Annotated in this window: 25 protein-coding genes and 1 pseudogene; 13 read left to right on the top strand and 13 right to left on the bottom strand. The window is 64.1% G+C overall.

What is annotated here, in order from left to right; translation table 11 throughout:
• Positions 1-2: 2 nt before the first annotated feature.
• From DDT93_RS22665 to gloB, 3 genes are all read right to left on the bottom strand, one after another.
• Positions 3-968, bottom strand: coding sequence for a M23 family metallopeptidase (locus DDT93_RS22665; protein ID WP_109468187.1), 966 nt, complete (start codon positions 966-968; stop codon positions 3-5).
• Positions 968-3,298 (bottom strand): ATP-dependent Clp protease ATP-binding subunit ClpA, encoded by a 2,331-nt coding sequence (clpA, locus tag DDT93_RS22660; RefSeq protein WP_109468186.1) that lies wholly within the window; start codon positions 3,296-3,298, stop codon positions 968-970. Before clpA ends, DDT93_RS22665 begins: the two co-directional genes overlap by 1 nt.
• Positions 3,299-3,472: 174 nt before the next feature.
• On the bottom strand, positions 3,473-4,240 hold the full coding sequence (gloB, locus tag DDT93_RS22655) for a hydroxyacylglutathione hydrolase (RefSeq protein ID WP_109468185.1): 768 nt from the start codon (positions 4,238-4,240) through the stop codon (positions 3,473-3,475).
• Between the two features lie 72 nt (positions 4,241-4,312).
• On the opposite strand from gloB, the gene DDT93_RS22650 reads away from it, so the two are divergent.
• The 7 genes from DDT93_RS22650 (at position 4,313) to DDT93_RS22620 (ending at position 10,745) form a co-directional block, all read left to right on the top strand.
• A complete protein-coding gene (locus DDT93_RS22650) occupies positions 4,313-5,059 on the top strand; it encodes a class I SAM-dependent methyltransferase (protein WP_109468184.1) in 747 nt (248 codons plus the stop codon).
• A 327-nt stretch (positions 5,060-5,386) separates the two neighbouring features.
• Positions 5,387-5,947: a F0F1 ATP synthase subunit delta gene (locus DDT93_RS22645; RefSeq protein ID WP_109468278.1), complete on the top strand. Its 561-nt coding sequence runs from the start codon at positions 5,387-5,389 to the stop codon at positions 5,945-5,947.
• Entirely contained in the window at positions 5,948-7,486 is a 1,539-nt protein-coding gene (gene atpA / locus DDT93_RS22640) for a F0F1 ATP synthase subunit alpha (protein WP_109468183.1), read from the top strand. It begins immediately after the preceding gene.
• Between the two features lie 14 nt (positions 7,487-7,500).
• Positions 7,501-8,382, top strand: a complete 882-nt coding sequence (locus DDT93_RS22635) for a F0F1 ATP synthase subunit gamma (RefSeq protein WP_109468182.1) — start codon at positions 7,501-7,503, stop codon at positions 8,380-8,382.
• Positions 8,383-8,405: 23 nt separating this feature from the next.
• The gene (atpD, locus tag DDT93_RS22630; protein WP_109468181.1) at positions 8,406-9,830 is read left to right on the top strand and encodes a F0F1 ATP synthase subunit beta; all 1,425 of its coding nucleotides are present in this window, start codon (positions 8,406-8,408) and stop codon (positions 9,828-9,830) included.
• A gap of 11 nt (positions 9,831-9,841) precedes the next feature.
• The gene (locus DDT93_RS22625; protein WP_109468180.1) at positions 9,842-10,258 is read left to right on the top strand and encodes a F0F1 ATP synthase subunit epsilon; all 417 of its coding nucleotides are present in this window, start codon (positions 9,842-9,844) and stop codon (positions 10,256-10,258) included.
• A 136-nt stretch (positions 10,259-10,394) separates the two neighbouring features.
• Entirely contained in the window at positions 10,395-10,745 is a 351-nt protein-coding gene (locus tag DDT93_RS22620; RefSeq protein WP_109468179.1) for an H-type lectin domain-containing protein, read from the top strand.
• Between the two features lie 175 nt (positions 10,746-10,920).
• Here DDT93_RS22620 and DDT93_RS22615 read toward each other — a convergent pair whose 3' ends face one another.
• Positions 10,921-11,940: a ribose-phosphate pyrophosphokinase gene (locus DDT93_RS22615; protein WP_109468178.1), complete on the bottom strand. Its 1,020-nt coding sequence runs from the start codon at positions 11,938-11,940 to the stop codon at positions 10,921-10,923.
• A 104-nt stretch (positions 11,941-12,044) separates the two neighbouring features.
• Here DDT93_RS22615 and DDT93_RS22610 point away from each other — a divergent pair, with 104 nt between their 5' ends.
• The 3 genes from DDT93_RS22610 to DDT93_RS27175 all read left to right on the top strand — a co-directional run bounded on the left by DDT93_RS22610 (position 12,045) and on the right by DDT93_RS27175 (position 14,446).
• Positions 12,045-12,647, top strand: a complete 603-nt coding sequence (locus DDT93_RS22610) for a 2-hydroxychromene-2-carboxylate isomerase (RefSeq protein WP_109468177.1) — start codon at positions 12,045-12,047, stop codon at positions 12,645-12,647.
• Positions 12,644-13,462: an alpha/beta fold hydrolase gene (locus DDT93_RS22605; protein WP_232825544.1), complete on the top strand. Its 819-nt coding sequence runs from the start codon at positions 12,644-12,646 to the stop codon at positions 13,460-13,462. The genes DDT93_RS22610 and DDT93_RS22605 overlap by 4 nt, the downstream gene beginning before the upstream one ends.
• A gap of 867 nt (positions 13,463-14,329) precedes the next feature.
• Complete coding sequence (locus DDT93_RS27175) at positions 14,330-14,446, top strand: toxin-activating lysine-acyltransferase (protein WP_408607960.1); 117 nt, start codon at positions 14,330-14,332, stop codon at positions 14,444-14,446.
• A 594-nt stretch (positions 14,447-15,040) separates the two neighbouring features.
• On the opposite strand, the pseudogene DDT93_RS22595 reads toward DDT93_RS27175, so the two are convergent.
• The 6 genes and pseudogenes from DDT93_RS22595 to DDT93_RS22570 all read right to left on the bottom strand — a co-directional run.
• Positions 15,041-15,454 (bottom strand): annotated as a pseudogene (locus DDT93_RS22595) (transposase); the annotation flags it as partial.
• A gap of 202 nt (positions 15,455-15,656) precedes the next feature.
• The gene (locus DDT93_RS22590; protein ID WP_109468176.1) at positions 15,657-16,697 is read right to left on the bottom strand and encodes a threonine aldolase family protein; all 1,041 of its coding nucleotides are present in this window, start codon (positions 16,695-16,697) and stop codon (positions 15,657-15,659) included.
• Entirely contained in the window at positions 16,697-17,167 is a 471-nt protein-coding gene (locus DDT93_RS22585; RefSeq protein WP_109468175.1) for a YcgN family cysteine cluster protein, read from the bottom strand. The genes DDT93_RS22590 and DDT93_RS22585 overlap by 1 nt, the downstream gene beginning before the upstream one ends.
• Positions 17,164-18,096 (bottom strand): bifunctional riboflavin kinase/FAD synthetase, encoded by a 933-nt coding sequence (locus tag DDT93_RS22580; protein WP_109468174.1) that lies wholly within the window; start codon positions 18,094-18,096, stop codon positions 17,164-17,166. The genes DDT93_RS22585 and DDT93_RS22580 overlap by 4 nt, the downstream gene beginning before the upstream one ends.
• 92 nt (positions 18,097-18,188) lie before the next feature.
• Positions 18,189-18,632, bottom strand: coding sequence for a MaoC family dehydratase (locus DDT93_RS22575; protein WP_109468173.1), 444 nt, complete (start codon positions 18,630-18,632; stop codon positions 18,189-18,191).
• A 103-nt stretch (positions 18,633-18,735) separates the two neighbouring features.
• On the bottom strand, positions 18,736-19,611 hold the full coding sequence (locus tag DDT93_RS22570; protein WP_109468172.1) for a TIGR01459 family HAD-type hydrolase: 876 nt from the start codon (positions 19,609-19,611) through the stop codon (positions 18,736-18,738).
• Between the two features lie 111 nt (positions 19,612-19,722).
• Between DDT93_RS22570 and DDT93_RS22565 the strand changes: the two genes are divergently transcribed.
• Positions 19,723-20,121 carry a VOC family protein gene (locus DDT93_RS22565; RefSeq protein ID WP_109468171.1) on the top strand — a complete coding sequence of 133 codons (399 nt, stop codon included), beginning with the start codon at positions 19,723-19,725 and terminating at the stop codon, positions 20,119-20,121.
• A gap of 4 nt (positions 20,122-20,125) precedes the next feature.
• Here DDT93_RS22565 and DDT93_RS22560 read toward each other — a convergent pair whose 3' ends face one another.
• Positions 20,126-20,812, bottom strand: a complete 687-nt coding sequence (locus DDT93_RS22560; protein ID WP_109468170.1) for an META domain-containing protein — start codon at positions 20,810-20,812, stop codon at positions 20,126-20,128.
• A 190-nt stretch (positions 20,813-21,002) separates the two neighbouring features.
• On the opposite strand from DDT93_RS22560, the gene alaE reads away from it, so the two are divergent.
• The gene (gene alaE / locus DDT93_RS22555) at positions 21,003-21,410 is read left to right on the top strand and encodes an L-alanine exporter AlaE (RefSeq protein ID WP_109468169.1); all 408 of its coding nucleotides are present in this window, start codon (positions 21,003-21,005) and stop codon (positions 21,408-21,410) included.
• Positions 21,411-21,432: 22 nt separating this feature from the next.
• Here the strand turns inward: alaE and DDT93_RS22550 are convergent, their stop codons facing one another.
• A complete protein-coding gene (locus DDT93_RS22550; protein WP_109468168.1) occupies positions 21,433-22,128 on the bottom strand; it encodes a winged helix-turn-helix transcriptional regulator in 696 nt (231 codons plus the stop codon).
• 146 nt (positions 22,129-22,274) lie between these two features.
• On the opposite strand from DDT93_RS22550, the gene DDT93_RS22545 reads away from it, so the two are divergent.
• Positions 22,275-22,490 carry a tautomerase family protein gene (locus DDT93_RS22545; protein WP_109468167.1) on the top strand — a complete coding sequence of 72 codons (216 nt, stop codon included), beginning with the start codon at positions 22,275-22,277 and terminating at the stop codon, positions 22,488-22,490.
• A gap of 116 nt (positions 22,491-22,606) precedes the next feature.
• Here DDT93_RS22545 and DDT93_RS22540 read toward each other — a convergent pair whose 3' ends face one another.
• On the bottom strand, positions 22,607-23,500 hold the full coding sequence (locus tag DDT93_RS22540) for an EamA family transporter (protein ID WP_109468276.1): 894 nt from the start codon (positions 23,498-23,500) through the stop codon (positions 22,607-22,609).
• Between the last annotated feature and the right edge of the window lie 49 nt (positions 23,501-23,549).

Genomic DNA, 23,549 nt, shown 5'->3' with positions numbered 1-23,549 from the left:
GGCTATTTCGGAATCGTCATCTCGATACTGCGGCTGTCGACCTGCTTGCCCCGCCGTATCAGCGTGATGGTGCCCGAATACGCCCCCGCAGGCCAGCGCTCAGCCGTCAGCCGCTTGCCCGCCGCGCGGTAGAATTGGGCCTGCGCCCGATCCAGCGTCTCGCGGTGATCGATCACCTCCCCGCCGGGCCCGGTGATCCGCAGCTCCATCACGTCGCCAGTCACGCCGCCATAGGCAAAGCCGAACAGCACCAGCCCGCGCGCATTGGGCGCGATCCGCTCGTGCGCCGCGTTGCCACGCTGCACCGCCTCGTAGGGCGGCACCCCGGCGGCGAAGCCGATGTAGATCAACCCGCCCGCCTGATAGGGCGGGGGGGCCTGCCACAGGGTCCGTCCGCCGTTGCCGCAGGCTTCGGTCATGTCGGGGTCGAAGGGGTCGATCTCCCGGCTGTTGCGCCGCACCGAGAGATGAACGTGGGGAAACTCGGCCTTGCCGCTCATCCCGACCTGGCCCAGGACCTGTCCGCGCTCGACAACCTGGCCCTGCGTGACGGTCACGCTGCCGGACTTCATGTGGCAGTACTGGGTTTCATAGCCGTTTTCGTGGCGCAGCACGACGCCGTTGCCGCATTCGCGCCCCGCGACGGCATTGGCGTTGACCTCGGAGTAGACCCGGTCGGTGACGCCGTCCCGCAGGCCGGTGACGGTGCCGGGCGCCGAGGCGATCACGTTCACCCCGTCCTCCATCGCCTCGTGGGTGGGGAGGGCGAAGTCGGTGCCCTTGTGGCCGTCGTAGACGAGGCCGCCGCAGATGTAGTCGCGGGCGTCCGGGCCCGGGTCGCGGTCCATGTACTGCTGGATGTAGCAGGTCTCGCCCAGGGTGCAGTCGATGGGCAGCCCCAGAACGAAATCGCTCGCCGCGACGGGCGCGGCGAGCGAGATGAGGACGGCGGGCGCCGTCCAGCGCATCAGTCTGCGGTCAGCAGCGGGGGCTTGTTGCCCGAGGCGAGGCGCGGCTTGTCCGGCCCCTCGATGCGAAGGTCGATCTCGCCGTCCTTCACACCCACCTTGACCACGCCACCCTTGGTGAGCTTGCCGAACAGCAGCTCCTCCGCCAGCGGCTTCTTGATGTTTTCCTGGATCACGCGGCCCAGCGGACGCGCGCCCATCTTGTCGTCGTAGCCCTTGTCGGCCAGCCACTCGGCGGCCGGACGGGTCAGCTCGATGGTCACGTTGCGATCCATCAGCTGGGCCTCGAGCTGCAGCACGAACTTCTCGACCACCTGCAGAATGACATCCTTGGGCAGCGGGCCGAAGGAAATCACCGCGTCCAGACGGTTGCGGAACTCCGGCGTGAAGGTCCGCTCGATCGCTGCCGTGTCCTCGCCCTCGCGGCGGTCACGGCCAAAGCCGATGGCCGCCTTGGCCTGCTCCGCCGCACCGGCGTTCGAGGTCATGATCAGGACGACGTTGCGGAAGTCGACCGCGCGGCCGTTGTGGTCGGTCAGCTTGCCGTGGTCCATCACCTGCAGGAGGATGTTGAACACGTCCGGGTGCGCCTTCTCGATCTCGTCGAGCAGGAGCACGCAGTGCGGGTGCTGATCGACGCCATCGGTCAGCATGCCGCCCTGGTCAAAGCCGACATAGCCCGGAGGCGCACCGATCAGGCGCGAGACCGCGTGTTTCTCCATGTACTCGGACATGTCGAAGCGCAGCAGTTCCACGCCGAGGGTATCGGCAAGCTGCTTGGCGACCTCGGTTTTACCCACACCGGTCGGACCGGCGAAGAGGTAGTTGCCGATGGGCTTCTCGGGTTCGCGCAGACCGGCACGGGCCAGCTTGATCGCCGAGGACAGCGCCTCGATGGCGGCATCCTGACCAAAGACCACACGTTTGAGCGACGCTTCGAGATCCTTCAGCACCTCTGCATCGTCCTTCGAGACGTTCTTGGGCGGGATGCGGGCGATCTTGGCCACCACGGCCTCGATCTCCTTGGTGCCGATGGTCTTGCGGCGCTTGCTTTCCACCACCAGCCGCTGGGCTGCACCGGCCTCGTCGATCACGTCGATGGCGCTGTCGGGCAGCTTGCGGTCGTTGATGTAGCGCGAGGCCAGTTCCACTGCGGTCTTCACCGCGTCGGCGGTGTACTTCACGCTGTGGTGCTCTTCGAAGTAGGGCTTCAGACCGCGCAGGATCTTGATCGCGTCCTCGACCGAGGGCTCGTTCACGTCGATCTTCTGGAACCGGCGGCTCAGCGCGCGGTCCTTTTCAAAGTGCTGGCGGAACTCCTTGTAGGTGGTGGAGCCCATGGTGCGCAGCTTGCCGCCCTGCAGCGCAGGTTTCAGCAGGTTGGAAGCATCCATGGCACCGCCCGAGGTGGCGCCCGCACCGATCACGGTGTGGATCTCGTCGATGAACAGGATCGCGTCGCGGTGGTGTTCGAGTTCGTTCACCACGGCCTTCAGCCGCTCCTCGAAGTCGCCGCGATAACGGGTACCGGCCAGCAGCGCGCCCATGTCGAGCGAGTAGATGGTGGTCTTGGACAGGACCTCGGGGGTTTCCCCGGCGACGATCTTGCGGGCCAGGCCCTCGGCGATGGCGGTCTTGCCCACGCCCGGATCACCCACCAGCAGCGGGTTGTTCTTGCGGCGGCGGCACAGAACCTGGATGCAGCGCTCCACCTCGGCCTCGCGGCCGATCAGCGGGTCGATGTCGCCATCGCGCGACTTGGCGTTCAGGTCAACGCAGTACTTCGCCAGTGCGCTTTCCTTTTGGTCGCCGTCGGTGACGCCCTGGGTCGCGGAGTCGTCCGGCGCCTCGGTCGAGCCGGAGACCGGGCGGCTTTCGCCATAGGCCGGATCCTTGGCCACGCCGTGAGCGATGAAGTTCACCGCGTCGTAGCGGGTCATGTCCTGCTCCTGCAGGAAGAAGGCGGCATTGCTTTCGCGTTCGGCGAAGATCGCGACCAGCACGTTGGCGCCGGTCACCTCGGTGCGGCCGGAGGACTGAACGTGGATGGCCGCGCGCTGGATCACGCGCTGGAAGGCGGCGGTCGGCACCGCCTCGGACCCGTCGATGTCCGTCACGAGGTTGGAGAGGTCCTCGTCGATGAACTCGACCAGCGTACCGCGCAGTTCGCCCATATCGACGCTGCAGGCCTTCATGACCTTGGTCGCATCGGGCTCGTCCAGGAGGGCGAGCAACAAGTGTTCCAGCGTCGCGAACTCGTGCCGGCGCTCGTTGGCAAGCGCCAGGGCGGCATGAATCGCGTTTTCAAGAGTGCTCGAGAATGAAGGCACGATGCGTGCTCCTCTTATTTGGGCTGGGGCGGGAACGTGATCGCCGGTTCCCCCGGTCCAACCATGTCTTGATAGTATTAGAGTTTGGTTGATCGCGCCGCTGCTTCAAGGGTTTTCTTGCACTTTCCTGTCACATTTACTTTCAGCGTTGCAGCGCCGCGCGCATTTTCGGCATCAGAAGCTGTCCTTGCGGGTCCGGATTTCAGCGAAAACCTGAGAGGGTTCGGCGCCTTGCATCCCCAGATTGCGCTGGACGTCCGGATCGCTGGCCCGAAGGAACGGGTTGGTCGCGAGTTCGAGCGAAAGCGCGGAGGGAACGGTCGGCCGGTTTGAGGCGCGGGCGCGCTCGGTGGCTTCTACACGAGAGATAAGATCAGAGTTCTCCGGGTCAATAGTCAGGGCGAACCGCGCGTTCGCCATGGTGTACTCGTGGCCCGAGTAAACGGTGGTTTCCGGGGGCAGGGCGGCCAGCTTGGAGAGCGAGGCCCACATCTGCTCCATGGTCCCCTCGAAGACCCGTCCGCAGCCAAGCGCCATCAGGCTGTCGGCCGTGAAAACGGCCTTGCTGGCGGGGAAGTGAAAGGCGACGTGGCCGACGGTATGGCCCGAGACGTCGATCACATGGGCCGCTTCGCCCGCGATCTCGATCACGTCCCCCTCGAGGACCTCGCGGTCCAGCGGCGGCAGGCGATAGGCATCGGCGGCGGCCCCGATCACCACCGGCTTGTGCTCGGCGAGGATGCCCGGCAGCCCTTCGACGTGGTCGGGGTGATGGTGGGTGATCAGCACGTAATCGAGCGTCCAGCCCCTGTCCTTCAACACGCTCAGGATGGGTCCGGCCTCGGGGATATCCACCAGGAAGGTCTCGCCGGTCTCCGCGTCGTGCCCGATAAAGGCGTAGTTGTCGGTCCGGCAGGGGACGGTCAGGATTTCAAGAGGCATGGCCTTTCAGCCTTTCGTTGTTAAAGTGCGGCAAATTCCCGGTCAGCTTGGCCGATCAATCGGGCGCCCGCAATGCATCTCGACGTGCAGGACCTTCGCAACTTCTACTACCGGAGCACACTGGGGCGCGCCGCCCAGTCGGCCATCCGGTCGCGGTTGCTCGACCTCTGGCCCGAGGCGCAGGGCCAGACCGTCGCCGGTTTCGGTTTTGCGGTTCCGCTGCTGCGCCCCTATCTGTCCGACGCTCGCCGCGTCATAGCGCTGATGCCCGCGCCGCAGGGGGTCATGCCCTGGCCTTCGGGCATGCCCAACGTCTCGGTGCTGGCCGAGGAAACGCTCTGGCCGCTCGAGACGGGCCGGGTCGACAAGCTGGTTGTGATGCACGGGCTGGAGGCCTCCGAGCGGCCCGCGCGCCTTCTGGAGGAATGCTGGCGCGTGCTGGGCCCCGGCGGCAAGGCGGTCTTCGTCGTGCCCAACCGCGCCGGGCTCTGGTCGCGGTCGGACCGGACGCCTTTCGGCTACGGGCGGCCCTATACGCTGGGCCAGCTCGACGCGCAGCTCAAGCAGCACAACTTCCTGCCCGAACGGCACCGCGCCGCGCTCTACCAGATGCCCTCGTCGCGGCGGTTCTGGCGCAAGGCGTCGACCATTTTCGAACGGGTAGGGGAGCGGATGCCGGGCGTGATGGCCGGCGGCGTCTTCCTCGTGGAGGCGAGCAAGCGGGTGCAGCCGCCAAGCGGCACCGTCGTCAAGGAACGCGAGACCATCCGCAGCCAGATCCCCGGCCTCGCACCCAAGCCCGAGACCTCCCCGGTCTGAACCCCTCTCGCGGGCCCGGCCGCGACCCGGGCCAGAGCGGATTCGGGCGGTTCGGCGGCGAAATTCCGACCAAGAATCCCCCCAGACCTTGAAAAACTTCGCGGTTTTGTAACAGTGGGACCGGTGCAAATAGCCGCATCTCCGTTAACCGTTTGATCTTCTGCGATTTTCGTATCGGTCCGTGATCACGGAACTGTATTGCGAGCTTGGGATGGCTCTGGTACATGCACGCTGATTTCGACGCTCCGCGTACACGCGGGGCTTTGTCACGCCCCCGGGGTCCGTCAGGGATGCGGCTAACCGGGGCCAAATATCGGAAGGGTGGACGTGTCCGAACCAGCTTCGATTTCCGGCGGCATAGCCTCGCGCTATGCCACAGCGGTCTTTGAGATCGCAGACGAGAACAAAGACCTCGATGGCCTCGAGGCCAGCGTGAAAGACCTGGGCGCCGCCCTGGACGCCAGTGCCGATCTGCGCAGCGTGATCCAGTCGCCGCTGATTTCGCGCGAAGACCAGGAAGCCGCCATCGGCGCCGTTGCCAAGAAGATGAACCTCGCTCCGGTCCTGCAGCAGACGCTGGGCCTGATGGCGCAGAAGCGTCGCCTGTTCGTCCTGCCGCAGCTTCTGGCCGCCCTGCGCGAGCGCCTGGCCGAGCACCGCAACGAGGTGACGGCTGACGTGGTGAGCGCCAAGGCGCTGACCAAGGAGCAGTCCGAGAAACTCTCCAAGACGCTGGCTGCCAGCGTCGGCAAGACCGTGACAATCAATGCGACCGTGGATGAAAGCCTCATCGGCGGTCTTATCGTCAAAGTGGGCTCGAAGATGATCGACACGTCGATCCGCTCGAAGCTCAACTCCCTCCAGAATGCAATGAAAGAGGTCGGATAAATGGGTATCCAAGCAGCAGAGATTTCTGCGATCCTAAAGGACCAGATCAAGAATTTTGGTCAGGAAGCCGAAGTGGCGGAAGTGGGCCGTGTGCTCTCCGTCGGCGACGGGATCGCTCGTGTTTACGGCCTCGACAACGTCCAGGCCGGCGAAATGGTCGAGTTCCCGGGCGGCATCATGGGCATGGCCCTGAACCTCGAGAGCGACAACGTCGGTGTCGTGATCTTCGGTTCTGACCGTGACATCAAGGAAGGCGACACCGTCAAGCGCACCAACTCGATCGTGAGCGTTCCGGTCGGTGACGAGCTGCTGGGTCGCGTTGTCGACGGCCTCGGCAACCCCGTTGACGGCAAGGGCCCGATCAACACCTCCAAGACCGGTGTTGCAGACGTCAAGGCCCCGGGCATCATCCCGCGTAAATCGGTGCACGAGCCGATGGCAACCGGCCTCAAGTCGGTCGACGCCATGATCCCGATCGGCCGCGGCCAGCGCGAACTGATCATTGGCGACCGTCAGACCGGCAAGACCGCCGTGGCGCTCGACACCATCCTGAACCAGAAGTCCTACAACGACGCGGCTGGCGCAGACGAGAGCAAGAAGCTCTACTGCATCTACGTCGCCATCGGCCAGAAGCGCTCGACCGTTGCGCAGCTGGTGAAGCGCCTCGAAGAGTCCGGCGCGATCGAATATTCGATCGTGGTTGCCGCGACCGCTTCCGAGCCGGCCCCGATGCAGTTCCTGGCGCCCTACGCCGCGACCGCGATGGCGGAATACTTCCGCGACAACGGCCGTCACGCGCTGATCGTGTACGATGACCTTTCCAAGCAGGCCGTGGCCTACCGCCAGATGTCCCTGCTGCTCCGCCGCCCGCCCGGCCGTGAAGCCTACCCGGGCGACGTTTTCTACCTCCACTCCCGCCTGCTCGAGCGTTCGGCCAAGCTGAACGAAGACTTCGGTGCCGGCTCGCTGACCGCTCTGCCGGTCATCGAAACCCAGGGTGGCGACGTGTCGGCCTTTATTCCGACCAACGTGATCTCGATCACCGACGGCCAGATCTTCCTTGAAACCGAACTGTTCTACCAGGGCATCCGCCCCGCCGTGAACACCGGTCTCTCGGTTTCGCGTGTGGGCTCCTCGGCCCAGACCAACGCGATGAAGTCGGTTGCCGGCCCGGTTAAGCTCGAACTCGCCCAGTACCGCGAGATGGCGGCCTTCGCCCAGTTCGGTTCGGACCTCGACGCCGCGACCCAGCGCCTGCTGAACCGTGGTGCGCGCCTGACCGAGCTGATGAAGCAGCCCCAGTACTCGCCGATGACCAACGCCGAAATCGTCTGCGTCATCTACGCCGGTACCCACGGCTACCTCGACAAGCTGCCCGTCAGCGATGTCGGCCGCTTCGAGAAGGGCCTGCTGGCCTTCCTCCGCGGTCAGAAGAAAGACGTGCTCGACTGGCTGACCAACGAGGATCCGAAGATCAAGGGTGAGGCCGAAGACAAGCTCAAAGCAGCGCTTGACGAATTCGCCGCTGACTTCGCTTAAGGAGAGATAAGGCAATGCCAAGTCTCAAGGACCTCAAACTCCGGATCGAGTCGGTCAAGTCGACCCGCAAGATCACCAAGGCCATGCAGATGGTCGCGGCGGCCAAACTCCGCCGCGCCCAGGAAGCAGCCGAGGAGGCTCGCCCCTATGCCGAACGGTTCAATGCCGTGATGGCGGGGCTGGCCGCTTCGGTCGGCGGCAGCGACAGCGCGCCGAAGCTTCTGTCTGGGACGGGCAAGGACGATGTGCACCTGCTGGTGGTCATGACCGCCGAGCGGGGTCTCTGTGGCGGGTTCAACTCGAACATCGCCCGCCTTGCGCGCCAGAAGATCGAAGAGCTGAAGACCAAGGGCAAGACGGTCAAGATCCTGACCGTCGGCAAGAAAGGCCGTGACGCGCTGAAACGCGACCACGCCAGCCTGTTCGTCGGTCATGTGGACCTCAGCGAAGTCAAGCGCCTCGGCTATGCTGACGCGCAGGGCATCGCCCGCAAGATCCTCGATCGGTTCGATGCCGGTGAATTCGACGTGGCGACGATCTTCTACTCGAAGTTCGTCAACGTCGTGACCCAGATTCCCACCGCGCAGCAGGTCATCCCGGCCGCTTTCGAAGCCGCGGATGGGGAAGAAGCCGGTGCGTCGACGCTCTATGACTACGAACCGGGCGAAGAGGAAATCCTCGCCGATCTGCTCCCGCGCGGTGTCGCGACGCAGGTCTTCAGCGCCCTGCTCGAGAACGGCGCCTCTGAACAGGGGGCCCGGATGAGCGCGATGGACAACGCCACGCGGAACGCCGGTGAGATGATCGACAAGCTCACCATTCAGTACAACCGTTCGCGTCAGGCCGTCATCACCAACGAGCTGATCGAAATCATTTCCGGCGCGGAAGCGCTGTAAGAGACAAACCGGAGACGAAACACATGGCCAATGCAAAAGGCAAAGTGACGCAGATCATCGGCGCCGTCGTCGACGTGCAGTTCGATGATGCGCTGCCCGAGATTCTGAACGCCCTGGAAACCGAAAACAACGGCAAGCGCCTGGTTCTGGAAGTTGCCCAGCACCTCGGCGAGAACACCGTGCGTACCATCGCCATGGACGCGACCGAGGGCCTCGTCCGCGGCGCCGTCGTGACCGACACCGGCGCACCGATCTCGGTTCCGGTGGGCAACGCCACCCTGGGCCGGATCATGAACGTGGTCGGCGAGCCGATCGACGAAAAGGGCCCGATCGTCGCTGACGAGACCCGCCCGATCCACTCCGAGGCACCGGACTTCGCGGCGCAGTCGACCGAGTCCGAAATCCTCGTGACCGGCATCAAGGTCGTCGACCTGCTGGCACCCTACGCCAAGGGCGGCAAGATCGGCCTGTTCGGCGGCGCCGGCGTGGGCAAGACCGTTCTCATCATGGAACTGATCAACAACATCGCAAAGGTGCACTCGGGCTTCTCCGTGTTCGCCGGTGTGGGTGAACGGACCCGTGAAGGCAACGACCTCTACCACGAGATGATCGAATCCAACGTGATCAAGCCGGACAACCTGTCGGAATCGCAGGTGGCCCTGGTTTACGGTCAGATGAACGAGCCTCCGGGGGCACGTGCCCGCGTCGCTCTGACCGGCCTGACCCTGGCCGAGCAGTTCCGCGACCAGTCCGGGACCGACGTTCTGTTCTTCGTGGACAACATCTTCCGCTTCACCCAGGCAGGTTCGGAAGTGTCCGCTCTGCTCGGCCGTATCCCTTCGGCCGTGGGCTACCAGCCGACCCTGGCAACCGACATGGGCCAGCTGCAGGAGCGCATCACCTCGACCAAGGCTGGCTCGATCACCTCGGTGCAGGCCATCTACGTTCCTGCGGACGACCTTACCGACCCCGCGCCGGCAACCTCGTTCGCCCACCTCGACGCAACCACGGTTCTCAACCGCGCGATCTCGGAAAAGGGTATCTACCCGGCCGTTGACCCGCTCGACTCGACCTCGCGTCTGCTTGACCCGGCCATCGTCGGCGAAGAGCACTACAAGGTGGCAACCGACGTTCAGCAGATCCTCCAGCGCTACAAGTCGCTGCAGGACATCATCGCCATCCTCGGGATGGACGAACTGAGCGAAGAGGACAAGCTGACCGTGGCCCGCGCCCGTAAGATCGAGCGTTTCCTCAGCCAGCCCTTCGACGTGGCCCAGGTCTTCACCGGTTCGCCGGGCGTCCAGGTTCCGCTGGAAGAAACCATCTCGTCCTTCAAGGCGGTTGTGGCCGGTGAATACGACCACCTGCCCGAAGCGGCCTTCCTCATGGTCGGCGGCATCGACGAAGTTAAGGCCAAAGCCGAACGCATGGCTGCCGACGCGGCCTAAAGGAGCGCCTCATGGCAGATACGATGCAATTCGACCTCGTCAGCCCGGAACGGAGCCTCGCTTCGTTCCAGGTGAACGCGGTCCAGATTCCCGGCGCGGACGGGGATATGACGGCAATGCCCGGCCATACCCCCGTGATCACCACGCTGCGCCCGGGCGTCCTGAAGGCCGAAGGGCCTGACGGGGCGAAGGAGTACGTCGTTTCGGGCGGCTTCGCCGAGATCAACGCCACGGGCCTGTCGGTCCTGGCCGAGAAGGCGATCCCGCTGAACGAGATGACGCGCGCCCACCTGGACGAGCTGATCGCGGATGCCCGCGCCAAGCACGAGTCGGCCAAGGAAACCTTCAAGAACGAGCCGGGCCCCGTCGATGACGCGGCCAAGCTGCTCGCCGACATGGTGGCCCTGGGCGATCACATCGCGCTCTGACCGGGCAAGGATGTCAGGAATAGAAACCGGCCCCCTCGCGGGGCCGGTTTTGTTTTGGCTTGTCGCCGCCGCTTTTGCTTGTCACCACGGGCGGTTATCCGCTTAACTCGCGGGCGAGCGAGGACGAAGCATCTACATGAAACGGTTCAGAAATCACCTCATCGGGGTCGACCAGGGCGACGTGGTCGTGTTCGCCGACTTCGAGGACGGCGGCGAGATGTGGACAGGGCAGGGGGCGCGCGAACGGCGGCGGGCCGTGACCTTCTCGAAGGCCTTCCGCGACGCGCCCGCTGTGCAGGTCTCGGTCTCGCTCTGGGACGTCGATACGGCCTCTGCGATGCGGGCCGAGGTGGTGGCGGACAGGATCGGCCCGGAAGGCTTCGAGATCGTCTTCCGCACCTGGCTCGACAGCCGCTTCGCGCGGGTCCGGGTCAGCTGGACAGCGATCGGAGAGCTACCGCACGAGGACGACTGGGAGATCGTCTGAGCCCCCGTTGCGCGGATGCGCGACTTGGCGGACGCCCTGCTAACACTCTGTAAAACGTCGGAAAAATGGAATGTTTCGCGCGCGAAACAAAAACCGGCCAAGCCCTTGATCTCTCGTAGGCCGGCCGGTCTCAAAAGGTCTTGGCGGGGGGCTCAAGGCGAGAGCCCGCGCGGCCTCAGTCCATCGTGTAAAGCGACTCGTAGATCGGCGACAGCGTCGCATCCTCGAACAGCGAGGACACCGAAGTGCCGTTCCAGATGTTCAGGATCGCCTGCGCGAACACCGGTGCGGTCGGCACGATGCGGATGTTCGGGGCCTTCTTGACGGCCTCGCTGGGCTCGATGGTGTCGGTCAGGACCAGCGACTTCATCACCGACTTGGTCACCCGTTCCACCGCCGGGCCGCTCATCACGCCGTGCGAGATGTAGGAGTGCACTTCCCGCGCGCCGTTCTGCATCAGCACTTCGGCCGCCTTGCAGAGGGTGCCGGCGGTGTCGACCATGTCATCGACGATCAGGCAGATCTTGTCGGTGACGTCGCCGATCACGGTCATCTCGGCCACTTCACCCGGCTTCTCGCGGCGCTTGTCCACGATCGAGAGGGGCGCGTTGATGCGCTTGGCGAGTTCGCGGGCACGGGCCACGCCGCCGACGTCGGGCGAGACGACCATGATCTGGTCCAGCTTGCCCTTGAAGTGGGTGCGTACGTCCAGCGCGAAGATCGGCGAGGCGTAGAGGTTGTCGACGGGGATGTCGAAGAAGCCCTGGATCTGCGCGGCGTGCAGGTCCATCGTCAGGATCCGCTCGACCCCGGCGCCGACCAGCATGTTGGCGACCAGCTTGGCCGAGATCGGCGTGCGGGCCTTGGTCCGGCGGTCCTGCCGGGCATAGCCGAAGTAGGGGATCACCGCGGTGATGCGCGCCGCCGAGGACCGGCGCAGCGCGTCGGCAATGATCAGCAGTTCCATCAGGTTGTCGTTCGCCGGGTTCGACGTCGGCTGGATGATGAACATGTCCTCGCCACGGACGTTCTCGAAGACCTCGACGAAGATCTCACCGTCGTTGAAGCGCTCGACCCGGGCATCGACCAGATCGGTCTGGATCCCCCTGTGCATGGTCATGCGTTTGGCGATGGAGTTGGCCAATGGCAGGTTGGCGTTCCCAGCGATAAGCTTGGGTTCGGTGATATGGGCCATGAATAAGCGTCCCGGGCAGCGATGGGTGTGACAGATTCGTGATGTTGACACCGCTTAGCACGGGCCTAGGGTCGCGCAAAGGTATCGAGGGGGAGAAAAGACCCGTGGCGCAGATTGACTACTATTTCACGACCTTGTCGCCGTTCGCCTATCTCGCCGGAACCCGGCTTGAGCAGGTGGCGGCCCGCCAGGGCGCGACGATCACCTACAAACCGGTCGACCTGGGGGCAGTCTTTGCCCGGACCGGGGGCACTCCGCTGGGGCAGCGCTCGCAGGCGCGGATCGACTACCGCGCACAGGAACTGGTGCGGCAGGCGAAGAAGCTGAAGATGGCGTTCAACCTGAAACCGGCGCACTGGCCCACCAACCCGGCGCCCTCGTCCTATGCGATCATCGCCGCACAGAAGGCAGGGGGCGGCGACGTGGGCGTGCTGACGCACAGCCTGATGCGCGCCTGCTGGGCCGAGGAGAAGGACATCGCCGACGATGCGGTGGTCAAGGCCTGCCTCGAACAGGCCGGGTTCGACCCCGCGCTGACCGAGAGCGGGCTGCTGGTCGGGGCCGAGACCTACGCGGCGAACCTCGAGGAAGCGGTGGCGCGGGGCGTGTTCGGCGCGCCCTTCTACATCACCGGAGACGACCAGCGCTTCTTCGGGCAGGACCGGATCGACGACCTCGAGAGCCACCTGCAGGAGGCTGGCCGGTGAACTGCCAGATGAAGGTGCCGCAGCCGCTCTTCAGCCGCAGCTTCGGCGAGGGCGCACGGCAGGTGCTCGCCTTCCACTGCACCATTGCCCATTCCGGCGCGTGGCGCGGCGTGGCGTCGGAGCTGGAGCAGGAGGCGACCTTCCACTGCCCCGACATGCTGTGCCACGGGCGCAGCCCGGACTGGGACGGGCGCGGCGATTTCAGCGACCGCATGGCCGAGGCCGTGGCCGGGCACCTGACGGACCGCATGGACGTGGTGGGCCACTCCTTCGGCGCGACCGTGGCGCTGCGGCTGGCGGTGGAGCATCCCGACAAGGTGCGCAGCCTGACCCTGATCGAGCCGGTGCTGTTCTCCGTCGCGGTGCTCGACCGGCCCGAACTGGTCGACCTTCAGACCGAGAAGAACCGGCCGTTCCACGAGGCGATCCTCGCGGGCGAATACGAGGCGGCGGCGCGCATCTTCAACCGGGGCTGGGGCGACGGGGACGGGCCGCGCTGGACCGACCTGCCTGAGCATTCGCGGCAGGCGATGACGCGCGGCGTGCGGATCGTACCGGCCTGCAACACGGTGGTGACGCAGGACCGGCCCGGGCTGATGAAACCCGAGAGCCTCGCGCGGGTGACGATGCCGGTGCTGCTGATGCGTGGCAGCACCACCGAGGAGATCATCGGCGTCGTCAACGACGGGCTCGCCGCCCGTCTGCCACAGGCGCGCAACGTGGTGGTCGAGGGGGCAGGGCACATGCTGCCCGTCAGCCACCCCGTCGAAACCGCCCGGGAGCTGAAGTCCCTGTTCGAGACGGCGCCCGCCTGAGGGGGGGTAGTCGTGGGGGTTTGTGTTGTGTTGAATGGCGGGGCACGAAGACGTTTTCGGGGGTGGCCTCGTGATACGTCTTGATTGGTCGGAGTATCGTGCCGTTCGTCCCGTATGTTCATGCTTGATCGGAAGAGCGAAGACCTTTGGGAGTATAGGCGGGAAGACGACATTTATTGTGTCGTGAATGAGAGTCAGGAAGCGGCCCAAGCCGGACCTTCGCGCCCCAGTTGGTATTGGAGGCTGGCTTCCCCGAAGCGACCGATCGTGCCTCTGCGCAGCATTTCCAACGATCCATGGTCGTCACTGCGGACGAAGCGGCATTTCGAACGGATGATTCAATCACTCTTAATGGAAGGTCCTGGAAGTTCTCTGGTCTGGGGTCGCCACCATAAGAAAAGCACTCCAATCCGGCTTCTGACAAGCCAGCGATTCGACCCGGTGCCCCCCCCTACTGGTGGATAAAGTTAATTTGATGCACCAAGATCGTATCATCAGTTTCGCGAAAAAAGTACTATGACAGGAACGTGCTGCCGATCTCGCCGAAAACATGATTAGCGGTGTGAACTTTCGCTTTCGGACAGCTCGCCTGCGCTCCAGTAGAGACTGGAAGGGCAAGAAAAGCATGACACTAACTTCCTATTGCAGCAGTTTTGATGTCAACGCAAACGCCCGATGCCTGTACGCAAACATCAAGGATCGTCGCAGACGCCAACGATGCTGCGAGAGTATGTCTATTTGACTGGGGCTTGGGGGCAATGACAGACAGGGCAAACTATTCCGTTGATGTGCAGACTTTCGGTGCGGCAATGGGTCATGCCGTTTGGTTGATGACAATGGGCAAAGCCTATCTTAGCCGTCCGATCGATGGACATCGAAGCAACAGTTTCAACTCCAAATTCGCTTAGACAATTCAAACGCTATTCCCAGAATGACAAGCCTGTAGCCTTTCTCACATGGGCGGCCGTTTCGAGTGAGGTCTAGGCCAAGCTTGACCGAGGGAGGATGCTCGAACTCGAGGAGTGGCGGTCAGGTGAACAAGTGGTGGTAAACGAAGTGGTGTCGCCGTTTGCAGATGCGAAGGTGATCCGCCAGAGGTTTTTGGCGGGGGCAAGATCCGCCTGAATGGCGACCAGCGTTTCTTTGGAAGAGATAACAATGCCGGTGAAGTATATACCAGATTTTATCGTAGTATCAGTTTCGATATTCTTTAGTGCGTTCCACTTGCACCGCCTAGCATTAGGATATTACTCCGGCGCATTTGACAGGGTAACCCTTTCTATGCTCGTACTCTTTACTGTTTACCAGATTTTGAAGTTAGCAAGAAAAATGCGAAGAAAGTGATGTCGCCGCATGACGTCCATGACGTATGTCCTGGACAATAGAACCGTTATTGGGAACTCGAACCTTCTTGATTAAATGGGACTTGTCGATGAACAGCCGTTCGACCCAGTTCTTTGGTTTGAAAACGGTTATCTACCTGGGGCTGGCGGAGGGTACCGGGGGCCGACTACTCTTGACGATCTCAAGGCCTTTGTGATTTTCCACGAGGCTAGGTTCAGGACTCATTTCCAATATGATGACGGTAGCCGCCAGCGCGATGGCTGAGAGGAAGACCTTTGGGCACCTGTCATCTCGGGTTGCGACAAGCCTCCAGTCCTTGAGCCTGCCGAACATGATCTCGATCCGGTTGTGGCGTTTGTAGTGGCGCTTGTCGTATTTCACGGTCTTCTGTTCGCGGTGTTCGGCAGCCAGACCGGCCATGATCCGGGCGAAGATGCCCTTGTCACTCCAGCGCTTCTACCGGTTGTATAGCGTCTTGTGCGTGCCATAGGCGGTGGGCGCGCAACGCTACCGCAAGCCATTGTAATTAATAAAAATAATGCCGCACAAAACGCGCCTGTCATCGACGCGTGGCTTACCATGGGACATCGGGAAGAAGGACTCAAGACGCGCCATCTGCGCATCCGTCAGCCAGAATAAATCAGACATGTTCACCGCTCGCTTTACGAGCCGTGAATCACGCTCCAAAACCAATGGGTCCTGACTCTAGTATCGGCAAGACACCCGACCTTCACCACGCCCTGCACCAACGTCGCCCAAAAGACCGCAACCGGTCACCCTCTGCGCTCCCGACAAACGACCGCTGGCGCGGCGCCCGGGATCGCGCTGCAGCGTCCCTGCGATCTGCGCCTTAGCCTTTTGCGAGGGCGACGAAGCGGTCGATGTTCTCGTCGGTCGCGGACCAGTCGCAGACCAGCCGGCAGGGCAGGTGCTCGTCCGGGGCGCCGTCGAGGGTGCCCTCCAGCAGGTAGTAGGCCGCGCCGCCCTCGTGCAGGCGCTGGTGCGCGGCGCGGGGCAGGGTGGCGAAGATGATGTTGGCTTCGGGGGCGTGCAGGAACTCCGCTCCGGCGGCCTCCAGCCCCTTGGTCAGGCGCAGGCAGGCGGCGTTTGCCTGCCTTGCGGCGTCAAGCCAGCGGCCGTCGGTCAGGTAGGCGTTCATCTGGGCCGAGAGGTAGCGGTGCTTGGAGAACAGGTGGGCGCCGCGCTTGCGGCGCAACTCGAATTCCCATGCCTTGGCGGGATCGAAGAAGATCACCGCCTCGACCCCCATGCAGCCGTTCTTGGTGCCGCCGAAGGACACCACGTCGACACCGGCCTTCCAGGTCATCTCGGCAGGCGTGCAGCCCAGCTTGACCAGCGCGTTGGCGAAGCGGGCGCCGTCGAGGTGCACCGGCAGCTTGTAGGATTTCGCGACGGCGCAGAGGGCGCGCAGTTCGTCGAGCGTGTAGACCGAGCCGCGCTCGGTCACCTGGGTGATCGAGACCGGCCCGCGCTGGGGCCCGTGCACGCCGCGATTGCCCTGCGACTCGATGGACCTGGTCAGCGCCTCGGGGGTCATCTTGTCGCCGCCCGCGACGAGGGTCAGCTTGGCGCCGCCCATGAAGAACTCGGGCGCGTTGCACTCGTCTTCCTCGATATGGGCGACGGGGCTGCAGAACACGGTGTCGAAGGGCTGGGTGATGGTCCCGAGGGCGAGCGAATTGGCCGCCGTGCCGGTGGCTACGAGATAGACCGCCGCCTCGGGCGCCTCGAAGAGCGCGCGTATCTTGCCCCGGACCTCCTCCATGATCGGGTCGGCGCCGTAGGGCATGGCGTAGCCGGTATTGGCGGCTGCCAGGGCGTCCATGACCTCGGGGAGGACGGGGCCGGAGTTGTCGGAGGCGAAGTACATCAGATGGGCTCCTCGATCAGGTAATCTTCCCAGTCTTCCTCGGGGATCTCGAACTCGGGCACGGTGCGGCCACGGACCGAGACACCGGCGTGGTGCACGGATTCGGCGCGGCCCGAAATCAGCGGGTGCCAGTCATAGAGCGGACGCCCCTCGTGGATCAGCCGGTAGGCGCAGGTCTGGGGGATCCAGTGCATGTGCTCTTCCAGCGTCTCGGGCTTCAGCACGATGCACTCGGGCACGAATTGGTGCCGTATCTCGTACTGGCCACAGCGGCAGGTCTCGTCGTCGAGCAGGCGGCAGGCGATGCAGGTCAGGGCGATCTCGCCGGTGTCCTCGTCTTCCAGCTTGTTCAGGCAGCACTTGCCACAGCCGTCGCAGAGCGCTTCCCACTCGCGGTCGGTCATCTCGCTCATCTGGACCTTTTCCCAGAAGCGGGGACGGATGCCGGAGCGGGGGATCGGGTCCTTCATAGGGCGTCCAGGAGGGTGCGGGCGCGGGCGCAGTCGGCGTCCATCTGGGCGATCAGCGCGTCGAGGCCATCGAACTTCATCTCGGGGCGCAGGTACTCGACGAGGCCGACCGAGAGGGTCGCGCCGTAGAGGTCGCCGGAGAAGTCGAAGAGGAAGGTTTCGAGGTTGGGCACCTCGCCGTCGAACATCGGGCGGATGCCGAGGCTGGCGGCGCCGTGGTACTTGCCTGCGTTGGGGCCGTCGAGCACGTCGACCAGCACCGCGTAGACCCCGAAGGCGGGCAGGTGCAGGCCGTCGATGGACATGTTGGCGGTGGGGAAGCCCAGTTCGCGGCCACGCTGCGCGCCGCCGATCACGGTGCCCTCGATGCGGTGCCAGTGCCCCAGCATGGCGGCGGCGTCGCGCGGACGCCCGTCGCTCAGCGCCTCGCGGATGGCGGTGGAGGAGACGGTGGCATCGGCGTTCTCGAGCAGCGGCGCGATGGTCACGCCAAAGCCCATCTCGGCACCGAAGCGCTGGAGGTCGGCGGCGTTGCCGCTGCGCTTGCGACCGAAGCAGAAGTCGGCGCCGACGATGACATGCGAGAGCCCGAGGCCGTCACAGAGCACCTTGCGGGCGAATTCCTCGGGCGCGAGCCCGGCGAGGGCGGCGTTGAAGTTCAGCTCGTAAAGCACGTCGACGCCGAGCTTTTCCAGCCGGTGGCGGCGCGTCTCGCTGCGCATGAGGCGGAAGGGCGGTGCGTCGGGCGCGAAGAACTCGCGCGGGTGCGGTTCGAAGGTCAGGACGCCCAGCGGAGCCTCCGGCGCGGCCTTGCGCGCCAGCTCGATCACCGAGCGATGGCCGATATGCACCCCGTCGAAATTGCCAATCGCGGCGCTGGCGCCGCGATCCGAAGGGGCAACGAACTGATAGTCCCGGATGATCCGCATGGCCGTTGCCTAGCCTTACCGGCGAAGGCGCGCAAGCCTGCTTTGCGCGCGCGGGGGCTTTGCCGGGGCGCGCGCGGACAGGTGCCGCGTTCTCAGTCGAACTTGCGCGAGGGGGCGAGGACGTTAGCTTCGCCCGCGAGGACCTTCTTGCCGTCCACCGAGCAGACGCAGTCGAGCTGCACGCGGCGCTTGGCGAGGTCGATGCCGGTCACCTTGACTTCGGCCAGCACGGTGTCGCCGGGGCGGACCGGGGCGAGGAACTTGAGCGTCTGGCCGAGGTAGACGGTGCCGTGGCCGGGGAGCTGTTCGCCGATGACTGCCGAGATCAGCCCGGCGGTGAGCATCCCGTGGGCGATGCGCCCGTGGAAGATGGTGTCCTGCGCGTAGGCGTCGTCGAGATGCACCGGGTTATGGTCGGTCGAGACCTTGGCGAACATCTCGATGTCCTCGTCGGTGATCTGCTTGCGCAGATGCCGGCTCATGCCCATCTCGATGTCTTCGATGCAGATCGTCCCGCGGGGCTGGTTGTCCAACATGGCATCCTCGTTGATCGGCGGCGTCGCAACAAAATATCCGCGACATCCTCTTGTCGGGCAACTTTATTACTTCGCAGCCGCAGAAAATCAAGCCCTAAAAGGTTCAGCGCAGCTGTCCGATCGCATAGGTCGGGCTGAATTGTTCCTTGTCGAGATAGGCCTTCAGGGCATCGGGGTCGGGCTGGTGCGTCGTGCGCGTCTCCTCGGCGGCGAGGCCACCGGAAATGAAGAGCGAATCGATGTCCTCGCCGATGGCGCCGGCAATGTCGGTGTGGATGCCGTCGCCGATGGCGAGGATCCCGCCCTCGGACACGTTGCGGCCAAGTGCGGCAAGGCGGCGGCGGGCGAGGTCGTAGATCGGGGCGTGGGGTTTGCCGAAGTAGAGGCTCTCGCCGCCCATCTCGGTGTAGAGGCGGGCCAGCGCCCCGGCACACCACTCGCGCACGCCGCCGCGGTCGACGACGATGTCGGGGTTGGCGCAGAGCAGCTTGAGGCCCTTCTGCTTGGCCATGAGGAACTGCGGACGGTTCTCGGCCGGATCGGCCATCGGATCGAAGGGACCGAGGCAGACGATGCCCTCGGCCTCGTCGAGGGGCACGGAACGGACCTCGATCGGGTCGTCCAGTACCTTCGGGGGCTCGAAGAACTCAGCCTCCTGTCCGGTTTCGCCCATCACCCACACCTTGCTGCCGACCACGCCGCGGAACATGGCGACGCGCGCGCTGTCGCCCGAGGTGGCGATGGTGTCCCATGCGTCGTCGGTGACGCCGAAGCCGCGGATCTGGGCCGCGACGCTGGCGCGGGGGCGGGGCGAGTTGGTGACCAGCACCACGGCGCCGCCTTTCTCGCGGTAGGCGCGCAGGGCGGCGACCGCCTCGGGCAGCGCCTTGACCCCGTCATGGACGCAGCCCCAGAGGTCGACGAAGAGCGCCTCGTAGCGGTCTGAAATCTCGGCAAGCGAGGGGATGATCTGGGTCATGGTCAGGGGCCTCTTGAGGTGTGCGCTCCCGCCGCTTATGCCCGAGCGAGACGGGCTTGGCCATCCTTGCCGCCGTGCCCGGGGCAATCATATGCAGGAGTTACCGGCGCCATGGCCAAACCGATCCACTCGATGATCCGCGTGCTCGACGAAGCGCGTTCGCGGGCCTTCTACAAAGAGGTCTTCGGCATGGAGCTGAAGGACCGGTTCGATTTTGAAACCTTCACGCTGGTCTACCTTGCCGTGCCGGAGAGCTCCTTCGAGCTGGAGCTGACGATCAACAAGGGGCGGGATACGCCCTATGACCTTGGCGACGGTTATGGGCATCTTGCCTTCGCGGTGGACGATCTTGCGGCGGTGCACGCGGCGGCAAGGGCGGCGGGGCACGCCCCGCGCGACATCGTGGCCTTCCGGCCGGATGGCGAGACGCTGCTCGCCACCTTCTTCTTCGTCGCCGATCCGGACGGTTACCAGATCGAGGTGATCCAGTCGGCGGGCCGCTACCGCTGAGAGCTCAGTTCGCGACGGGCTCCCACGAGTAGATTCCGCCGTCGGCCATCAGCGACATGTGCAGCTGGCCGTCCTTGAGGATGTAGGAGCGGATGAAGCCGAGATCCTGCGCGATCTTCGAATCCATCGCACCTTCGCCGCAGAAGGCGCGGGTCATGGCGCCGGGGGTGAAGGCAAGGCTGCCGCTCTCGTCCCCGGTCGGCTCGCTTTCCCACCGGGAGTTCAGGCGGTTGCAGTCGAGCCTGGCCCGCAGGGTGCCGTCGGGTTCGAAGGACAGTTCGTAGTTCTCGATCCGGGGCGGGACGACGGTACCGATGGCATCGTCCGAGGACTGGAACTGCACGAGGCGCCAGGTGGTCCCGGCGAGCGGGGACTGGGGAGCGGTCATCTGCGGTGCCTTGGCCTCCTTGCACTGCCATTCGGTCTTGCCCGCGTCGGTCCAGGTCATCTCCTGTCCCTTGCCGCGCAGCGCGTGGCCTTCGCCGGCATAGGCGTAGCCCGAGCCGACGGGCTGGCCGGTCATGGTGACGGACTGCCCGGCGTAGTCGAGACGGGCCGCGCCATCCTGAAAGCCGACATGGACCTCGACGCCCTCGTTGCAGAGGAACCGGGCCTGTATCGCCTCGTCGGCGTGGAGCGGGGATGCGAGCAGGGGGGCGGCGAAAACGGCCAGATGGCGGAGTGAAATCATTGGGGTCTCCTTTATGGCGGCATCCTACCGGAAAGGCGGGGCAGGGTCATCAGCCAGCGGGGCGGGCGGGCGTGAGGCGCCGATGCCCGGACTGGAGGCAGGTTCGGCGGCGGGGTGGGGCAAGAACCGTTCAACATCTCGACAGGTGGGCCGGGAGCGGATAGCACGGCTGCATGAAGGATTGTCCGCATTGAAACGCTATCTGGTCGACACGGTGGGAACGATCCTGTTCTTCACCACGGTTGCGGCGCTGAGCGAGTTGTTCGTCGCGGGCATGGAACCACGGCAGGTGCTGATTGCGCGGCTGATCATGATCCCGGTGATGATGCTGACGGGCCGCCCCTACGGGGTCTGGCGCGACTGGGTGTTCACGGCCCTGCGTCCGCGGGGATGGCTTGCCGCGCTGGCCTGCGATATCGGGGCCTTCCTGACGTTCCAGGTGCCGGTCTACGTCGCGACCCTCGCCGTGGCGGGGGCCGGGGTGGCCGAGATCACCGCCGCCGTCGGGTCAGCGATCGTGTTCATGGTTCTGCTGAGCCGTCCCTTCGGGCTCTACCTTGACGTGCTGCGGCGTTGGGCGGGCACCTCGGCCGCCTGAGCCGACCGACCCCCGGCCGCTGTCAGGCGCTCTTTCTCATCGGCTGGGCGAAACTGCTTCTGATCAGCCACTTGGTGAGGTCGCGCGCCATGCCCGAGTGTCCGATCAGCGCGATACGGTCTGCCCCGATCTCGTATTCGAAGCTGGTGTGCCCCATCCACGCGGATGTGAGCGCGCGCAGTTCGCTCACCACGAAGAGATCGACGTTGTGGCCCGGGTCGATATAGCAGAGGTCGGTCTCGATCCCGGGTTTGACGATCAGCCAGTAGTTGGACTGGGTGCGGGGCTGTTCGTTCAGGGTGAACTGGATGACGCACTTGTCGATCGGGAGCGCCGAGCGGTTGATCTTGCGGCGGATGTTCCACATCAGCATCCGCGCATCGAGGCATTGCAGCGAGACCTGCGAGTCGATGTTGCGGTGGGCCCATTCGCCCAGTTGCCGCACGATGGGTTCCAGTTCGTCCGCCAGCGGGGTCGTCAGGTACTCGGGGTGTGCGCCGACACCGCCGTCGCGCCGTTCGATCAGGCCCTTGGTCTCCATGTCCTTGAGGCGTTTCGACAGCAGACCGGGCGACATGCCGGGCACGCCGCGCTGTATCTCGCTGAAGCGGGTCGAGCCGGTCCACATCTCGCAGAGCACGAGAAGCGTCCACCTGGGTTCCAGAAGATCCGCGGCCATCGCGACGGGGCAGAAACGTGGGTAGGGCGTTTGCGTCATGGGGCACCTCCGCGAAAAGTGTCTCATGACGCCGGGTAAAGACCTAGTACAAAAACTGTAGCGGGTTTCCTACTGTTTGCGTAGTGGAGCGCCGCCGTGCCTCTGCGGCAATGTGGTCTCATTCCATACGAGAGAGGAGAGGCAACATGCCACTGGTGGATATCGAAGTGATCGAAGGCGTTTTTGATCAGGCCCAGAAGGCCGCGATGATCGAGAAGGTCACCAATGCAATGGTCGAAGTCGAAGGCGAGGCCATGCGCGGCGTGACCTGGGTGCGCGTCAAGGAAGTGCGCAGCGGTCAGTGGGGCATTGGCGGCAGCACGCCAAGCGCCGCAGACATCCGCGCGATGGGCAAGAGCTAGGCCCCAAGACACGGTATGAACGAGACAGGGCGCCCTTAGGGGCGCCCTTTGTTTTGGGGGGTGCTCATTAGAGCGACGCGGGTTCGAAGTGCAGTGTTGGATAAGAGCCCGTCATTTCATGATTTCTGCAACGTGGCCAATGCCGGCTCTGGGGATGCTCGATTTGACCTTAGAGCGTATTGACCGACGAGTACGCTAAGGAGCACGATCATCATTCCTATAGATTGAGTAGTGCTCAATGTTTCATTCAGGAAAAACCACCCGAGCAATGCCGCGCTCATAGGGCTTAGCAAGCCCAGAACCGAAGCCGCAGTTGGCTGTATGATTTGGATGCCGCGCAGCCAGATAATGTAGGTCAATGCGGCACCGATCAATCCCAGGTATGCGAGACCCAGAACATTCGTTGCATTGATGGTTGACCAATCGGTAGGTGCAAAATGTACAAAGGGTGCCAAGAGCAAACCACCTGCTGTCAGTTGCCAGCTCGTAAAAGTAAGAGCGGTGACTGGCGGCTGCCATTTTCTGCTCAATACAGTGCCGAAGGCCATCGACGCCGATCCGGCCATCCCAGCAGCAACTCCCCACATATCCAGCTTTGCTTCGGGCGTTAGAACGAGGAGTGCTACACCAAGAACGCCAGCCGCGACTGTAAGGAGTGACAGCACTTTGATTGGTGATCCAAGCAGGAAACGCGATGCGAAGATGACCACGAACGGTTGCAATGCCCCCATCACGGCTGCGACGCCTCCTGGCAAGCGATAGGCGGAAAAGAAGAGTAGTGACCAGAATATTGCGAAATTGAGTGCGCCCAAAACGAACATTTTCCAGATCCAGTGACCATGAGGAACTTGGCGAACCAGACACAACAGAAGCAGGCCAGCTGGCAGAGCGCGAAGTACAGAAATGGTCAACGGATCAAGGTTTGGCAGGAACTGTGTCGTGACGATGTAGCTGCTACCCCACACTAGTGGGGCCAACGCCGTTATTGCGAAATCAGAGGGGCGGGACATGGGGCTCTCCATCTTATCTTGACGTAGAGATAAATGCATTTAGCTTGAC

Source organism: Albibacillus kandeliae (assembly GCF_003116585.1).
GTDB lineage: Bacteria > Pseudomonadota > Alphaproteobacteria > Rhodobacterales > Rhodobacteraceae > Albibacillus > Albibacillus kandeliae.
The sequence above is the reverse complement of the archived record's forward strand: the minus strand, read 5'-3'. Positions and strand labels throughout refer to the sequence as shown.

Coding starts and splice junctions, on each gene's coding strand:
- DDT93_RS22570 (WP_109468172.1), bottom strand. CDS start 19,611: ATGACCCAGATCATCCCCTCGCTTGCCGAGATTTCAGACCGCTACGAG.
- DDT93_RS22615 (WP_109468178.1), bottom strand. CDS start 11,940: ATGGCCCATATCACCGAACCCAAGCTTATCGCTGGGAACGCCAACCTG.
- DDT93_RS22560 (WP_109468170.1), bottom strand. CDS start 20,812: ATGATTTCACTCCGCCATCTGGCCGTTTTCGCCGCCCCCCTGCTCGCA.
- DDT93_RS22575 (WP_109468173.1), bottom strand. CDS start 18,632: ATGTTGGACAACCAGCCCCGCGGGACGATCTGCATCGAAGACATCGAG.
- DDT93_RS22565 (WP_109468171.1), top strand. CDS start 19,723: ATGGCCAAACCGATCCACTCGATGATCCGCGTGCTCGACGAAGCGCGT.
- DDT93_RS22545 (WP_109468167.1), top strand. CDS start 22,275: ATGCCACTGGTGGATATCGAAGTGATCGAAGGCGTTTTTGATCAGGCC.
- gloB (WP_109468185.1), bottom strand. CDS start 4,240: ATGCCTCTTGAAATCCTGACCGTCCCCTGCCGGACCGACAACTACGCC.
- DDT93_RS22665 (WP_109468187.1), bottom strand. CDS start 968: ATGCGCTGGACGGCGCCCGCCGTCCTCATCTCGCTCGCCGCGCCCGTC.
- DDT93_RS22650 (WP_109468184.1), top strand. CDS start 4,313: ATGCATCTCGACGTGCAGGACCTTCGCAACTTCTACTACCGGAGCACA.
- DDT93_RS22620 (WP_109468179.1), top strand. CDS start 10,395: ATGAAACGGTTCAGAAATCACCTCATCGGGGTCGACCAGGGCGACGTG.
- DDT93_RS22635 (WP_109468182.1), top strand. CDS start 7,501: ATGCCAAGTCTCAAGGACCTCAAACTCCGGATCGAGTCGGTCAAGTCG.
- DDT93_RS27175 (WP_408607960.1), top strand. CDS start 14,330: ATGGACATCGAAGCAACAGTTTCAACTCCAAATTCGCTTAGACAATTC.
- DDT93_RS22625 (WP_109468180.1), top strand. CDS start 9,842: ATGGCAGATACGATGCAATTCGACCTCGTCAGCCCGGAACGGAGCCTC.
- atpD (WP_109468181.1), top strand. CDS start 8,406: ATGGCCAATGCAAAAGGCAAAGTGACGCAGATCATCGGCGCCGTCGTC.
- atpA (WP_109468183.1), top strand. CDS start 5,948: ATGGGTATCCAAGCAGCAGAGATTTCTGCGATCCTAAAGGACCAGATC.
- DDT93_RS22580 (WP_109468174.1), bottom strand. CDS start 18,096: ATGCGGATCATCCGGGACTATCAGTTCGTTGCCCCTTCGGATCGCGGC.
- DDT93_RS22585 (WP_109468175.1), bottom strand. CDS start 17,167: ATGAAGGACCCGATCCCCCGCTCCGGCATCCGTCCCCGCTTCTGGGAA.
- DDT93_RS22550 (WP_109468168.1), bottom strand. CDS start 22,128: ATGACGCAAACGCCCTACCCACGTTTCTGCCCCGTCGCGATGGCCGCG.
- DDT93_RS22590 (WP_109468176.1), bottom strand. CDS start 16,697: ATGTACTTCGCCTCCGACAACTCCGGCCCCGTCCTCCCCGAGGTCATG.
- DDT93_RS22540 (WP_109468276.1), bottom strand. CDS start 23,500: ATGTCCCGCCCCTCTGATTTCGCAATAACGGCGTTGGCCCCACTAGTG.